The organism is Dietzia sp. ANT_WB102 (assembly GCF_008369165.1).
GTDB lineage: Bacteria > Actinomycetota > Actinomycetes > Mycobacteriales > Mycobacteriaceae > Dietzia.
In genome coordinates this window covers 410,280-423,706 of the sequence record NZ_VOBA01000001.1, presented here as the reverse complement: position 1 = coordinate 423,706, position 13,427 = coordinate 410,280, and the positions used below count along the sequence as shown (strand labels likewise).

The 13,427-nt window shown below is 68.9% G+C and carries 11 protein-coding genes; 5 read left to right on the top strand and 6 right to left on the bottom strand.

The window, feature by feature from the left end; genetic code table 11:
* Positions 1-5: 5 nt before the first annotated feature.
* Genes fdhD through cysK form a run of 4 tightly spaced genes read right to left on the bottom strand, consistent with a single transcriptional unit; the run spans position 6 to position 3,707 of the window.
* A complete protein-coding gene (gene fdhD / locus FQ137_RS01905) occupies positions 6-827 on the bottom strand; it encodes a formate dehydrogenase accessory sulfurtransferase FdhD (protein ID WP_149290888.1) in 822 nt (273 codons plus the stop codon).
* Positions 775-2,118 carry a glycosyltransferase 87 family protein gene (locus FQ137_RS01900; protein ID WP_149290887.1) on the bottom strand — a complete coding sequence of 448 codons (1,344 nt, stop codon included), beginning with the start codon at positions 2,116-2,118 and terminating at the stop codon, positions 775-777. Before FQ137_RS01900 ends, fdhD begins: the two co-directional genes overlap by 53 nt.
* Before the next feature lie 45 nt (positions 2,119-2,163).
* The gene (gene epsC / locus FQ137_RS01895) at positions 2,164-2,772 is read right to left on the bottom strand and encodes a serine O-acetyltransferase EpsC (RefSeq protein WP_188064728.1); all 609 of its coding nucleotides are present in this window, start codon (positions 2,770-2,772) and stop codon (positions 2,164-2,166) included.
* Entirely contained in the window at positions 2,772-3,707 is a 936-nt protein-coding gene (gene cysK, locus FQ137_RS01890; protein ID WP_149290886.1) for a cysteine synthase A, read from the bottom strand. The genes epsC and cysK overlap by 1 nt, the downstream gene beginning before the upstream one ends.
* Before the next feature lie 173 nt (positions 3,708-3,880).
* Between cysK and FQ137_RS01885 the strand changes: the two genes are divergently transcribed.
* Entirely contained in the window at positions 3,881-5,689 is a 1,809-nt protein-coding gene (locus FQ137_RS01885) for a long-chain fatty acid--CoA ligase (protein WP_149290885.1), read from the top strand.
* A gap of 60 nt (positions 5,690-5,749) precedes the next feature.
* Here FQ137_RS01885 and FQ137_RS01880 read toward each other — a convergent pair whose 3' ends face one another.
* Positions 5,750-7,537 (bottom strand): long-chain fatty acid--CoA ligase, encoded by a 1,788-nt coding sequence (locus FQ137_RS01880; RefSeq protein ID WP_149290884.1) that lies wholly within the window; start codon positions 7,535-7,537, stop codon positions 5,750-5,752.
* A gap of 136 nt (positions 7,538-7,673) precedes the next feature.
* Here FQ137_RS01880 and FQ137_RS01875 point away from each other — a divergent pair, with 136 nt between their 5' ends.
* The 4 genes from FQ137_RS01875 to FQ137_RS01860 all read left to right on the top strand — a co-directional run bounded on the left by FQ137_RS01875 (position 7,674) and on the right by FQ137_RS01860 (position 11,696).
* Positions 7,674-8,825, top strand: coding sequence for a GAF domain-containing protein (locus FQ137_RS01875; RefSeq protein WP_149290883.1), 1,152 nt, complete (start codon positions 7,674-7,676; stop codon positions 8,823-8,825).
* A 123-nt stretch (positions 8,826-8,948) separates the two neighbouring features.
* Positions 8,949-10,472, top strand: a complete 1,524-nt coding sequence (locus FQ137_RS01870; protein ID WP_149290882.1) for an aldehyde dehydrogenase family protein — start codon at positions 8,949-8,951, stop codon at positions 10,470-10,472.
* Positions 10,472-11,017: a DUF779 domain-containing protein gene (locus FQ137_RS01865; protein WP_149290881.1), complete on the top strand. Its 546-nt coding sequence runs from the start codon at positions 10,472-10,474 to the stop codon at positions 11,015-11,017. The genes FQ137_RS01870 and FQ137_RS01865 overlap by 1 nt, the downstream gene beginning before the upstream one ends.
* 46 nt (positions 11,018-11,063) lie before the next feature.
* The gene (locus FQ137_RS01860) at positions 11,064-11,696 is read left to right on the top strand and encodes a hypothetical protein (RefSeq protein ID WP_149290880.1); all 633 of its coding nucleotides are present in this window, start codon (positions 11,064-11,066) and stop codon (positions 11,694-11,696) included.
* Here the strand turns inward: FQ137_RS01860 and FQ137_RS01855 are convergent.
* Positions 11,693-13,270, bottom strand: a complete 1,578-nt coding sequence (locus FQ137_RS01855) for an FMN-binding glutamate synthase family protein (protein WP_149290879.1) — start codon at positions 13,268-13,270, stop codon at positions 11,693-11,695. The genes FQ137_RS01860 and FQ137_RS01855 overlap by 4 nt on opposite strands.
* Between the last annotated feature and the right edge of the window lie 157 nt (positions 13,271-13,427).

The window sequence follows — 13,427 nt, the reverse complement described above, 5'->3', positions numbered from 1 at the left end:
CGGCATCAGTCGCGGACACGCTCGGGGTGGGTGTACACGGTGGCGCGGTCGACCCGGCTGAAGCCTGCCAGCGTCACCCCGGTCTCCGTGGCGAGATCCACCGCCAGCGACGATGGTGCGCTGACGGCGGAGAGTACCGGTATCCCCGCCATCGACGCCTTCTGTACGAGTTCAAACGACGCCCGACCGGAGACCTGCAGGACGGTCCCGCGCAGCGGCAGCAGCCCCTGGCGGAACGCCCAGCCGACGACCTTGTCCACAGCGTTGTGCCGCCCCACGTCCTCGCGGAGACAGAGCAACTCGCCGGCAGGGGAGAAGAGGCCGGCCGCGTGGACGCCGCCCGTCTTGTCAAAGACCCGCTGCTGTGCGCGGAGTCGGTCGGGCAGGGACAGCAGGACCCCGGAATCGATGAGTGGTTCGGCCGGCTCGGCGGGGAAGTGGGTCGCGCGCCGGACCTCGTCGATCGAGTCCACGCCGCACACGCCGCAGGCGCTGCTCATGGTCGACGCCCGTGGGGAGCGGGGTGCGGGGATGTCCGGCGACACGGTGACGGTGAGGGTGTTGTAGTCCTGCTCGGCCCGACCGCTGACGGTGGTGCAGTAGCAGATCTCGGGTAGGTGATCGCGGTGCCAGACGGCGCCCTCCGAGACCAGGTGACCCGCCGCGAGGTCCATGTCGTCGCCCGGGGTCCGCATGGTCACGACGAACGGCTGGCCACCGACCCTGATTTCGAGGGGCTCCTCGACGGCCAGCGTCGCCACCTCTCGTCTGGCGTCACCCGCGGCGAGGATCCTCCGCGCGGGGTACCGAGTCGTCCGCCGTCCCATAGTCGCGCAGCCTAGCGCCGGCGGCACCGGACCGTCGCAGGAGGAGGGCGGACAAGCCCACCGTGGCCAGCCAGACAAGGGGGTAGATGTTGGTGATCAGGCCGAAGATCACCGGCGGGATGTCGCCGCCGAGCATGAACAGGCCTATCGCCACCCAGCGATCATCGGGGAAATCCGGGTTGGGGAAGCTCTGCACCCAGGCCGCGGTGGCGGCCCACAGCAGCGGCGGTAGGAGCCAGAAAGACCAGCGCCGGGCGCTGAGCGCGTAATGCACGGTGAGGACGAACAGCGGGATGAACCACACCCAGTGATGGCCCCACGAGAACGGGGACACCATCGACATCGTCATGCCGGACAGCGTGAGTGCCAGTAGTTGGTGCCCTGCCCGGTGGAGCAGGGCCGCCGTGGCCAGGCCTACCAGCGCGGCGAGTGCAGCGAAGGCCAGCCACGCGATCGTGGGGGCGGAATCGACGTCGAGTACCCGGGCGACCACCCCCCGCATCGACTGGTTGGCCACCACCGAGTCCTGCGCGATGCGACCCGACTCGACGACCGTGCCCGACCAGTAGCGTGCGGCATCGGAAGGGATGACGAGGAAACCGAGAGCGACTGTCGCCAGGAACGTCACGACCGAGACGACCGCGACCCGCCACCGTCCGGTGACGATCCAGTGCGCCCAGAAGAACGCCGGCGTCAGCTTGATTCCGGCCGCCAGCCCGCTACCGATCCCGGCGAGATGACGCCACCGGCTGGCGCGTCCACCGGGACCGTCCCTGGACAGGAGCTGGTCGGCGAGGACGAGTGCGAGGAGGACGAGGTTGATCTGGCCGAGCCAGATCGTGGTGCGCACCGGCTCGAGCGACAGGCAGATCAGGGCGAGGCACAGGGACACCTGACGGGTGACGGTGTCGGGGGCGTAGTCGAGCGCGCGGAGCGACATCCGGATGACCAGGTACAGCAGCCCCAGGGTGAGCGCTGTCCACCCCGCCGCCATGAGCGGGCGGGAGAGCATCGGCAGCGGCTGGAACAGCAGCGCGGAGAACGGCGGGTAGGTGAACGGCATCGGCACGAAGAAGCGCCCGTTGACTCCCCAGAGGAGTCCCTCGTACAGGGGCTCGCTGTTGCGTACCGCCTCCGCGCCCCAGCGGTAGACGTGTACGTCCAGCATGCTTTGCGAGATCCCCCACCACGGGGTCCGCTCGTCGGGCGCGCGCAGCACCACGACTACCGAGGCGAGAGCCAGCAGTGCCAGCGGGCCGCGCAGCCAGTAGGTGGAGGGAAGCGAGCGCACAGGCAGGGAGCCTAGTCGTCGCTGTGGCCGCTCGGCCCCGGCGCGCTAGATGTAGATGGCCGGGTCGATGTAGAACTGCGCGTCGCGCAGCTCCTCCTTGGTCGACGTGGCCGGCCGAGCCTCGCCTGGGACGCCTACGACGATCGAATCGGCAGGGGCGCTCTTCACGACGACGGCATTGGCGCCGACCGAGGAATCGTCACCGATCTCGACGGGGCCCAGAATCTTCGCGCCCGCACCCACGGTCACGCGGTCACCCAAGGTGGGGTGCCGTTTAACCTGCTTGAGCGAGACCCCGCCCAGGGTGACGCCGTGGTAGAGCATGCAGTCGTCACCGATCTCCGCGGTCTCCCCGATCACGACACCCATCCCGTGGTCGATGAAGAACCGCCGGCCGATCGTGGCGCCGGGATGGATCTCGATCCCCGTGAGGAAGCGAGCGAACTGGGCGAGTACGCGTCCGGCGGTCCGCCCGACCCCGCCTGCGTTCCACATGCGGTGGGACAGTCGGTGGATCCAGATCGCGTGCAGCCCCGAGTAGACGACGGCGTTCTCGACGTCGCCCCGGGCGGCCGGGTCGTGGGCGCGCGCCGCAGCGAGGTCCTCACGCAGAGTGCGCCAGAACCCCACCGGGCGGTCGGAAGTGTCAGACATCAGTCGCGGTAGTCCTCGAACAGCATGGTGGAGACGTAGCGCTCGCCGTAGTCGCACACAATGACGACGATGGTCTTGCCCGCGTTCTCGGGACGCTTGGCGATCTCGAGCGCCGCCCACACGTTGGCGCCCGAGGAGATGCCAGCGAGGATGCCTTCCTCCTTGCCGAGGCGCTTGGCGATGGCGAGCGAGTCCTCGAGAGTCACGTCGATGACCTCGTTGTAGACCTCGCGGTCGAGAATCTCGGGGACGAAGTTCGCGCCGAGGCCCTGGATCTTGTGAGGGCCGGCCTTGCCCTCGGTCAGCAGCGGGGAGTCCTTGGGCTCGACGGCGACGATCTGGATGTCCGACTTCTGCGAACGCAAGTAGTTGCCCGCACCGGAGATGGTGCCGCCGGTACCGATACCGGCCACGAACACGTCGACGTCGCCGTCGGTGTCCTCCCAGATCTCCGGACCGGTGGTGCGACGGTGGATGTCCACGTTGGCCGGGTTGGCGAACTGCCGGGCCAGAACTGCGTTCTCGCGGGTCGCGGCGACCTCCTCGGCCTTGGCGACCGCGCCCTTCATCCCCTCAGAGCCGGGGGTGAGGATCAGCTCGGCACCATAGGCGCGCATGACGGCGCGACGTTCGACCGACATCGTGTCGGGCATGACGATGACGGCCTTGAAGCCGCGGGCCGCGGCGACCATGGACAACGCGATTCCGGTGTTGCCGGATGTGCCCTCGACGATGGTGCCGCCGGGCTTGAGGCCCCCGGACGCCACCGCGTCGTCGATGATCGCGGCGCCGATCCGGTCCTTCACGCTGGCCGCGGGATTGGCGGACTCGAGCTTGGCCAGGACAGTGGCCTGCAGCCCGTCGGTGAGGGAGTTGAGACGGACCAGGGGGGTTTTGCCGATGGTCTCACTGATGTCTGAGTAGATCTTCGCCATGAGGAGTTCCGTTCTTGAGAATGAACCGATCTGTCTATTGCGTAGTCTACGTGATGAACAGTTCGGGGTCGTCGGGTCGACCGAGAAAATCGTCGCGAGTGGCGCCGTAGTCTCCCCGCGGCGATAATGGAGCGCGCTCCACTTCGTCGTCGTCCGAAAGGCCGCACCGCCGCATGCGCGAAATCGCCGTCCCCACCCAGCGCACCTACACTCGCGCCGACCTGATTCCGGTGGTCGCGCGGGAGCGCGCCGCCGGCCACCCCGACACCGTCCCGTTCGAGCACTTTGAGGACGGTGGCTGGCAGCCCGTGACTGTGGGTGATTTCCACCGGCGCGTCGAGCGGATCGCCGCCGGACTCGTCGCCTCGGGTGTGGTGCCCGGCGACCGCGTCGCGCTCATGGCGGAGACCAGGCTCGAATGGGTGCTCGTCGACATGGCCGTGTGGACCGCCGGCGCGATCACCGTCCCGGTCTACCCGTCCTCCTCGGCGAGCCAACTCGCGTGGATTCTCGAGGATTCCGGGTCCCGGGTACTCATCGCCGAGGGCGAGGCGCACGCGGCCGTCGTCGATGCCCTCGACGTCCCGTCGACCTGCGAACACGTCTTCTACCTCGACGACGGGGGCCTCGACATGCTCGAGGCACGCGGTCGAGCGGTGGAGCCCGAGGTGCTGGAGGCCGCGCTGGCCACCCTCGAGCCCGACAGTCCTGCCTCGATCATTTACACCTCCGGCACAACCGGGCGCCCCAAGGGCTGCGTGATCACCCACCGGAACCTGCTCGCCGAGTGCCACGGGCTCCTCGACCACCCCGTCGGCACGATGGCCCGGCACGGCAAGAAGACGCTCATGTTCCTCCCGCTGGCGCACGTCCTGGCGCGCGCTGTCACCTACGCGGTATTCCTCGGTGGGGCGACCATCGGGTTTTGGGCCGACACCTCCACCATCCTGCCGCGCTTCGCCGACTTCCGGCCCCACACGATCCTGGGCGTCCCACGAGTGTTCGAGAAGGTCCGCGACGGCATCGCCAAGCAGGCCAGTGCCAAGGGGCGATTGCAGCGGGAGGTGTTCACACGCGCCGAGAAGGTCGCGATCGAGGCGAGCACCCTGCGCGGCGGGGACGGACTGAACGACACACGGAGGCCGTCGCTCCTGCACACCGTGCAGTACGCGCTCTTCGACATCGCCGTCTATCGTGCCGTCCGCGCGGCACTCGGCGGTCGATGCGAGTACGCGATCTCCGGCGGGGGTGCCCTACCCGACCGCATCTCCCACTTCTTCCGCGGACTCGGGGTGCCGATCTACGAGGGTTACGGCCTCACCGAGAGCACGGCGGCCGCCGCCGTCAACGGCCCGGGATGCCAACGGGTGGGGACCGTCGGCCGACCCGTCGAGGGGACGAGCATCAGGATCGCCGAGTCTGGCGAGGTGGAACTGTCCGGTCCGCTGGTCTTCACGCGGTACTGGAACAACGAGGAGGCCACCGGGGAAGCTCTGGGAGGCGGCTGGTTCGCCACCGGGGACCTCGGCTCGCTCGACGAGGACGGCTACCTGAGCATCACCGGCCGGAAGAAGGAACTCATCGTCACCGCCGGCGGCAAAAATGTCTCCCCGGGGCCCCTCGAAGACAGCATCAACGCCCACCGGCTGGTTGGGAATGCCGTGGTGATCGGCGAGGGTCGCAGGTTCGTCTCCGCGCTCATCGCGGTGAATGAGGCCGAACTCACCCACTGGGCCGAGGAGCACGGCCGCGCCGGGACGCCCGCCCACCAGCTGGTCGCGGATCCGGACGTGCAGGCCGAACTCCAATCCGCGGTTGACCAGGCCAACGCCCAGGTCTCCCACGCCGAAGGGGTCAAGAAGTTCACCGTGCTGCCGAACGAATTCACCGAGCAGTCTGGCGAGCTCACTGCGACCTTCAAGGTCAAGCGGCACGTGATCAACGAGCGCTACGCCGCGCAGATCGAGGCCATGTACGCCTGACGACGCCGGGCGCCCCGGGCCGACGAGGGCTCCGGGGCGCCGAGGCGTCGTGGGCGACGTCTACCCCGCGTACAGCTGCTCGATCTCGTCCGCGAACCGTTCGTGCACGACGTTGCGCTTGAGCTTGAGCGTCGGGGTGAGTTCCCCGCCCTCGACCGTGAACTCCGCGGAGAGGATGTTGAACTTGCGGATCGACTCCGCGCGCGAGACGGACCTGTTGGCCCGGTCCACCGCGTCTTGGACGGCGCCGACCAGGTCGCCGTCCTGCAGCAGGTCCGCGACCTCGCCGGTCTTGCCGTTCCTGTCCCGCCACCCCGGGAAGGTTTCCGGGTCGATTGTGACCAGGGCCGCGACGTAGCTACGGTTGTCGCCCACCACCACAGCCTGGCTGATGAGCGGGTCCGAGGTGAGGAGGTCCTCGAGCTGCGCCGGCGAGACGTTCTTGCCGCCGGCGGTGACGATGAGGTCCTTCTTCCGGCCGGTGATGCTCAGGTAACCATCGGAGTCGAGCTCGCCGATGTCACCCGTGTGATACCAGTCGCCAGTCCAGGACTCCTCGTTGGCCTGCGGATTGTTCCAGTAGCCCTTGAACAGTGTCTTGGCCTTGGCCAGCACCTCGCCGTCATCGGCGATCTGGATCGTCACGCCCGGGATCGGTCGGCCGACGGTGCCGATCTTGGCCTGGTTGACCGGGTTGACGGTGAGCACCCCCGAGGACTCGGTGAGACCGTAGCCTTCCAGGAGGTCGAAACCGGCGCCGCGGAAGAAGTGGCCGAGGCGCGCGCCCAGCGGGCTGCCGCCGGAGATGACACGGTCGCACTCGCCGCCGAGCGCGTCGTGCAGCTTGGAGTAGACAAGCTTGGAGAACAGCTTCTGCTTGAGGGCCAGGACGGCGGACGGCTTCCCGCCGCCCTCGAGGGCCTTGGAGTAGTCGATGGCTGTCTGGACCGCCGCCTTGAAGATCTTGGCCTTGGCCCCACCGGCGGTCTCGGCCTTGCTCGCAGCCGAGTTGTACACCTTCTCCAGTACGCGCGGAACCGACACGAGGAACGTCGGATGGATTTCTCCCAGCCGCTCGACGACCTTCGTGGTGTCCGGCTCGTGAGCCACGGTGACGCGCTTGTAAAAGCACGCCACCTCGAGAATGCGCGCGAGGACGTGGGCCAGCGGCAGGAAGATCAGCGTCCGACTGTTGGGGACGAACGCCTCCTGGAGCTGCTCCTCCACGGCCACCACGACGCCGCCGAAGCCGCCGTGCAGGATCTCGCAGCCCTTGGGGTTGCCGGTTGTGCCGGAGGTGTAAATGATCGCGCAGGGATCCTCTTGGCCCATGGTCAGCGAGGCCTTCTCGAGCTCCTCGTCCGAGACCGAGGCCCCGGCCTCGATGAGCTGCTCGACCAGGTCGTCCTCGATGAGCAGGAGGTCGCCCTGCCACTCGGTCTCTGCGGTGAGCGTCTCGCGCAGTTCAGGGTTCTCGACAACCGCGAAGGACGCCCCGGAATCGGTGAGGATCCAGTCGCACTGGGTGGAGGACGAGGTTTCGTAGATGGGCACGGTGACCGCGCCGACCGTCCAGGCTGCCCACGCGATGAGCGACCACTCGTAGCGGGTGTGGCTCATGATCGCGAGGCGGTCGCCCGGCGTGACCCCACGGGCGATGAGGCCCTTGGCCACGCCCTTGATCTCCTCCAGGTACTCGGCGCAGGTGACCTCCTTCCATTCACTTCCGACGAGTCGCAATACGGCGATGTCGTTCGGGGCCTCCTGCGCGTTGGTGAACACCAGCCTGGCCAAGTTCTGCTCGGGGAAGGGCTTCGAGGCGGGAGGGGTGGCGAACTCGGTCGTCATCGCGATCCTTAGGTCATGTGTGGCCTGCATCACTGGCAAGTGTAGAGGGGTCGCCGGGTCTCGTGTGGAGCTCGGTGTATTTAGATCCGCTTACGAAGGGGCGACCGATGTGTGTGATGTTGGTTACACTCGGACCATGACGGCGGGAGTGCCAGCCGCGGGCAGCTCACTCGTGGCGCAATCGCGGGAGCGCAGCAGGCGGCGGGGAATCGACCCGGAGCGAGCCGACCCGCCGGTCGACCTGCAGGGCGCCGAGCTGACCGAGCACCTCGCCGGCCACCGGATGGCGGCGGCTTTGCCGGTGGTCGAGAAGATCCTCGTCTCCGGAGTGGTGAGCAGTGGGCACCTCGTCGCGGTGGCCGATGCCGACGGCCGCCTGCTGTGGTTATACGGCGACCACGGGGTACGGAGGCGTGCGGAGCGGATGGCGTTTGTTCCCGGCGCACTGTGGAGCGACGACGCCGTGGGTGCCAACGCGCCCGGGCTGGCATTGCGGCATGACGTTCCGATCCGCGTCCGGGGCGAGGAGCACTTCCTGGCCCCCGCCCACTCGTGGAGCTGCTCCGCCGCGCCCGTCCACGATCCGCAGACGGGCCGAGTGATCGGGGGCATCGACGTGACCGGGAACGACATCGCGGCGTCCGCCGAGCTGTTGGCACTGGTCACGGCCACCGCGCTGCTCGCGGAGGCGGAACTGCGGTCCATGCCAACCGGTGGCGCCCGGCGGCTGGAAGTCCTGGGCACCCTGCGTCCCACCCTGGGTGGACACGGCCCACTGACCGGCCGTCACGCGGAGATCCTCGTCCTCCTCGCCGCCCACCCGCGGGGCCTGTCCGGCGGGGCGCTGGCAGAACTGCTCGCCGCGGGCCGGCTCGACGAGGTGAGCATCCGCGCGGAGGTGTCGCGACTACGCCGGGTCCTCGGCCCCGACGCGGTGCTGTCCCGCCCATACCGGCTGGTACCCGGTGCCGTGGAAACCGACGCGGCGCGGGTGGCCGAATTGCTGCACACCGACGTCGACGCCGCGGTCGCCGCGTACCCGGGCCCGCTGTTGCCGGCATCGGACTCGCCCGGGGTGGCCGACCTCCGCGAGGAGCTGGACGCGAGAGTGCGCGCCGCGGCGCTGGCCGCGGGGTCGCCGCGGGCCCTGCGGACCTGGGTCGCCGGCCCCGGCCGCGAGGACCCCGAGGCGTGGCGGGCGCTCGGGTCGCTGCCGGGGCTCTCTCCGGCGGCGACCTCCTCGGCACGTTCGGTGTACCGGGTGTTGGACAACCGACTGGGGGCCTGACCGGTCTCGTCGTCGGCCCGGGCGCCGCGTGCAACGTGCGTGCAACCCCGGCGTCGATAGTGTCCCGGATCATAGTCGCCGGCCGTGCGGGTCGGCGTTCCCCGCACGCGAAAGGTGCTTCACATGCCCGTCTTCTCCCAGCCCGGATCCAGCGACGCGGTGATGTCCTACGAGAGCCGCTACGACCACTACATCGGCGGCGAGTGGGTGGCGCCCGCCAAGGGCGAATACTTCGAGAACGTCACCCCGATCACCGGGCAGGTGTTCTGCGAGGTGGGCCGCGGCACCGCCGAGGACATCGAGGCCGCGCTCGACGCCGCGTGGGCCGCCGCACCGTCCTGGAACGCCACCTCGGCCACCGAACGGTCGCTGGTGCTGCTGCGGATCGCCGACCGCATGGAACAGAATCTCGACAAGCTCGCCCTGGCCGAATCCTGGGACAACGGCAAGGCCATCCGCGAGACCCTCGGCGCCGACATCCCACTGGCGATCGACCACTTCCGATACTTCGCCGGTGCGATCCGCGCCCAGGAGGGCGGCATCTCCCAGATCGACGACGACACGGTCGCCTACCACTTCCATGAGCCCCTCGGCGTGGTCGGGCAGATCATCCCGTGGAATTTCCCGATCCTCATGGCGGTGTGGAAGCTCGCCCCCGCACTGGCTGCCGGCAACTGCGTGGTCCTCAAGCCGGCCGAGCAGACCCCCGCCTCGATCCTCTACCTCATGTCCCTCATCGGCGACGTGATCCCGGCTGGCGTGATCAACGTGGTCAACGGCTTCGGCACCGAGGCCGGCAAGCCCCTCGCCTCCAACCCGCGCATCCGCAAGGTCGCCTTCACCGGTGAGACCACCACCGGCCGACTGATCATGCAGTACGCCTCCGAGAACCTCATCCCCGTCACCCTCGAGTTGGGCGGCAAGAGCCCCAACATCTTCTTCGAGGACGTCATGGACGCCGACGATGACTTCCGTTCGGCCGCGCTCGAGGGCTTCGCGATGTTCGGACTCAACCAGGGCGAAGTATGCACCTGCCCGTCGCGCGCGCTGGTACAGAAATCGATCTTCGACGAGTTCACCGAGCTGGCGATCGAACGCACCAACCGCATCAAGCTCGGCAACCCCCTCGACACCGACACCATGATCGGCGCGCAGGCCTCCACCGACCAGCTGGAGAAGATCCTGTCCTACATCGACATCGGCAAGCAGGAGGGCGCCGACGTGCTCACCGGCGGCGGCCGAGCCGAGCTCGAAGGTGACCTGGCCGGCGGCTTCTACGTGCAGCCGACCGTGTTCCGCGGCCACAACAAGATGCGCCTGTTCCAGGAGGAGATCTTCGGACCCGTCCTGTCGCTGACCTCTTTCACCGACTTCGACGACGCCATGATGATCGCCAACGACACCCTCTACGGTCTCGGCGCCGGCGTGTGGTCGCGCAACGGCACCACCGCCTACCGCGCCGGCCGAACCATCCAGGCCGGCCGCGTGTGGACCAACACCTACCACCAGTATCCGGCGCACGCAGCGTTCGGCGGCTACAAGCAATCCGGCATCGGCCGCGAGAACCACCTGATGATGCTCGACCACTACCAGCAGACCAAGTGCCTGCTGGTGGGCTACTCGGGCAAGCCGCTGGGCTTCTTCTGATGGATGACGTGTGCGGGTTGCCCTCGGGTGGGAGTGTGCGCATCGCGGCGCGCGCCACCCCACCGGAGGGCGCTCCCGCCGACCTGCCGCCGCGCGTCGTGGCGACCGAGCCGGCAGTGGAACTCCTCCGCGAGCTCGTCGGCCGGCACGGGCCTGTGATGTTCCACCAGTCGGGCGGGTGCTGCGACGGGTCAGCGCCCATGTGTTATCCCGACGGCGAGTTCCGCGTGGGACAACGCGACGTGTTGGTGGGGGAGTTGGACCTGGGGTCACCTGACCGGACGGGAGGACCGGGCGACGACGACGAGACGCACGAGCCCTCCTCGTCGTCGTCCCGCATCCGCGTGTGGATCTCGGGCACACAGTTCGAGACCTGGAAACATACGCAGATGGTGGTGGACGCGATTCCAGGCCGAGGCTCGGGCTTCAGCCTCGAGAACCCGACCGGCAAGCGGTTCCTGTCCAGGGCCCGCACGTTCGACCCCGGTGAGCTCGCCGCGCTTGAGGCGTTCCCACCGATGCTCGGTGCCGAGCTCGACGAGTAAGCCGATCCGCCCCGATTCGGTGGCGGTTCGGCGGTAGAGTCCGCACATGGACACGGATCGCACGGCCTCCGCTGACCCGCTCGACGTCACGGTCGAATTCCTCACGCCAGAGCTGCGCTCGGAACTGCTGAAATGTTGGAACGAGCCGCAGCGGCGGTACCACAACCCGACGCACCTGAGGGCCGTGCTCCGGGCCGTGGATGCGCTCGAGTCGGACGGGGAGTCCTTCGACGCGACGGCGGTCCGGCTGGCCGCGTGGCTGCACGCGGCCGTGTGTGATCCGGCGGGCTCGGAGAACACCGAGAAGTCGGCGTCGATGGCTGAGCGGGTGCTCGACCCGGCCGCGCCCATCGAGGAGGTCGCGAGGCTGGTGCGACTGATGGGCGGGCACCGGGTCGAGGCAGGGGACCTGAACGGGGCCGTACTCTCGGACGCCGACCTCTCCGTGCTGGGCGCCGACCCCGAGACGTACGACGCTTACGCGCAAGACGTACGCCACGAGTTCGCTCACGTGCCGGGCGAGAGGTTCGTCGCCGGGCGGATCGCCGCGCTGGAGGGCCTCCTAGAGCGGAGGTCGGTGTTCCTCACCCGCGCCGGCCGCGACATGTGGGAGAAGCAGGCGCACGCCAATCTCAATCGCGAGTTGGGGCTGCTGCGCGTGGGCGTGACCGGCGACTAGCCGCGGGGCCGGATCCCCGGCGGGGTGATCGCCGCGGTGTACTCGGCCACCCCGGAGGCGACCATCAGCTCGGTGATGGTTCGCGCGTCGTCAGGTCCGGGCAGTCCCCACCCCTCGCGGTAGCCGTAGACCTCGGCGAGTGGGTGGGCGTCCCGGGTGCCGCGGGCGAGCTCGACGTCGGTGGGGCCGATGAGACCGGGGTGGGGGACCCCCACCGCGCCGGCGACCTTGACGAGTTCGCGCCGCAGTGACCGGATGTAGTTGGCGCAGCGCCCTGCCATCGCGGTGGGGTCCACCCCGCGCACCAGCCACGGGTTGTGGGTGGCGACCCCGGTGGGGCAGCCGCCGGTGTGGCACTTCTGCGCCTGGATGCACCCGACGGAGAGCATCGCCTCGCGGGCCACGTTGATCATGTCCGCCCCGAGCGCGAGCGCGACCACTGCGTTCTCGGGGATCCCGAGCTTGCCGCCGCCGATGAACACGACATCGTCGGTCAATCCCGCCTCGGCGAAGATCGAATAGACGCGGGGGAAGCCGAGGCGGAACGGCAGGGAGACCGCGTCGGTGAACACGAGGGGGCCGGCGCCGGTGCCGCCCTCGCCGCCGTCGATGGTGATGAAGTCGACGCCACGGTCGCGGGGCACCATCGCGGCGGCGAGCTCCTCCCAGAACGCCATGTCGCCGACGGCTGACTTGATTCCCACGGGCAGCCCGGTGCGGTCGGCGATGTCCTCGACGAGGTCGAGCATGGAATCGACGTCGCCGAATGCGGTGTGCCGGGATGGGCTCGCGCAGTCCTGTCCTACCGGTATGCCCCGGATGCGCGAGATCTCCTCGGTGACCTTGGCCGCCGGGAGGAGCCCGCCGAGCCCGGGCTTGGCACCCTGACTGAGCTTGATCTCGATCGCCCGAACGGGGTGCTTCTCGGTGAGGGCGACCAGCTTGTCGATGTCGAACCTTCCCTCGTCGTCCCGGACCCCGAAGTAGGCGGTCCCGATCTGGAAGACCAGGTCGGCGCCGTTCTGGTGGTGCGAGCTCAGGCCGCCCTCGCCGGTGTTGTGGAGGGCGCCCGAGAGGGCGGCACCGCGGTTGAGCGCCTCCACCGCCGGCGCAGATAGCGCGCCGTAGCTCATCGCGGAAATGTTGACCAGGGACTCCGGCCGGAACGCCTTGGCCCGGCCGCGGGCGGCTCCGAGCACCTTGGCAGGCGGGAGAGGAAGTTCCTGTCCGGAATGGGCGTGCGCGGACAGGGTGACGTCCGAGAACGTGCGCTGCTTGACGATCGGGTAGCCCTCGAGGAATTCGACGTCGTTGTCCGTCCCGAACCCGAACGTGGTCGCCCGCGCCTCGGCGGACTCGTAGATCCAGTCGCGCTGGTCGCGCGTGAACGGACGCTCCTCGTTATTGCCCGCGATGACGTACTGCCGCAATTCGGGGCCGATGGCCGTCAGCGCCATGCGGGCGTGCCCCAGGACGGGGAAGGTCCGCAGGATCGGATACCTGGTCTGCTTCAGATCGGTGGCCGCGACCGCGGCAAGTGCGGCAAGGGGCGCGCTGAGCAGCCATTTGCGCATGTCGACCTCCAAAGGGGGGCGGGGTGCGTGGGTGACGGGCGTACCCCATGATGTCCCATGCTGCTGAGGGGGCTGTGTGGCGCGATGAGACCACCCCGGCGCCCGCCGCCGTGCCCCGCCCGCCCCTCCGCGCTCGCGAGTGGTCGCAAATGGGCAG

What these genes read in the sequence shown, in the direction of transcription:
- fdhD (WP_149290888.1), bottom strand. Translation starts at nt 827, where the DNA reads ATGGGACGGCGGACGACTCGGTACCCCGCGCGGAGGATCCTCGCCGCG.
- epsC (WP_188064728.1), bottom strand. Translation starts at nt 2,772, where the DNA reads ATGTCTGACACTTCCGACCGCCCGGTGGGGTTCTGGCGCACTCTGCGT.
- cysK (WP_149290886.1), bottom strand. Translation starts at nt 3,707, where the DNA reads ATGGCGAAGATCTACTCAGACATCAGTGAGACCATCGGCAAAACCCCC.
- FQ137_RS01885 (WP_149290885.1), top strand. Translation starts at nt 3,881, where the DNA reads ATGCGCGAAATCGCCGTCCCCACCCAGCGCACCTACACTCGCGCCGAC.
- FQ137_RS01880 (WP_149290884.1), bottom strand. Translation starts at nt 7,537, where the DNA reads ATGACGACCGAGTTCGCCACCCCTCCCGCCTCGAAGCCCTTCCCCGAG.
- FQ137_RS01875 (WP_149290883.1), top strand. Translation starts at nt 7,674, where the DNA reads ATGACGGCGGGAGTGCCAGCCGCGGGCAGCTCACTCGTGGCGCAATCG.
- FQ137_RS01870 (WP_149290882.1), top strand. Translation starts at nt 8,949, where the DNA reads ATGCCCGTCTTCTCCCAGCCCGGATCCAGCGACGCGGTGATGTCCTAC.
- FQ137_RS01865 (WP_149290881.1), top strand. Translation starts at nt 10,472, where the DNA reads ATGGATGACGTGTGCGGGTTGCCCTCGGGTGGGAGTGTGCGCATCGCG.
- FQ137_RS01860 (WP_149290880.1), top strand. Translation starts at nt 11,064, where the DNA reads ATGGACACGGATCGCACGGCCTCCGCTGACCCGCTCGACGTCACGGTC.
- FQ137_RS01855 (WP_149290879.1), bottom strand. Translation starts at nt 13,270, where the DNA reads ATGCGCAAATGGCTGCTCAGCGCGCCCCTTGCCGCACTTGCCGCGGTC.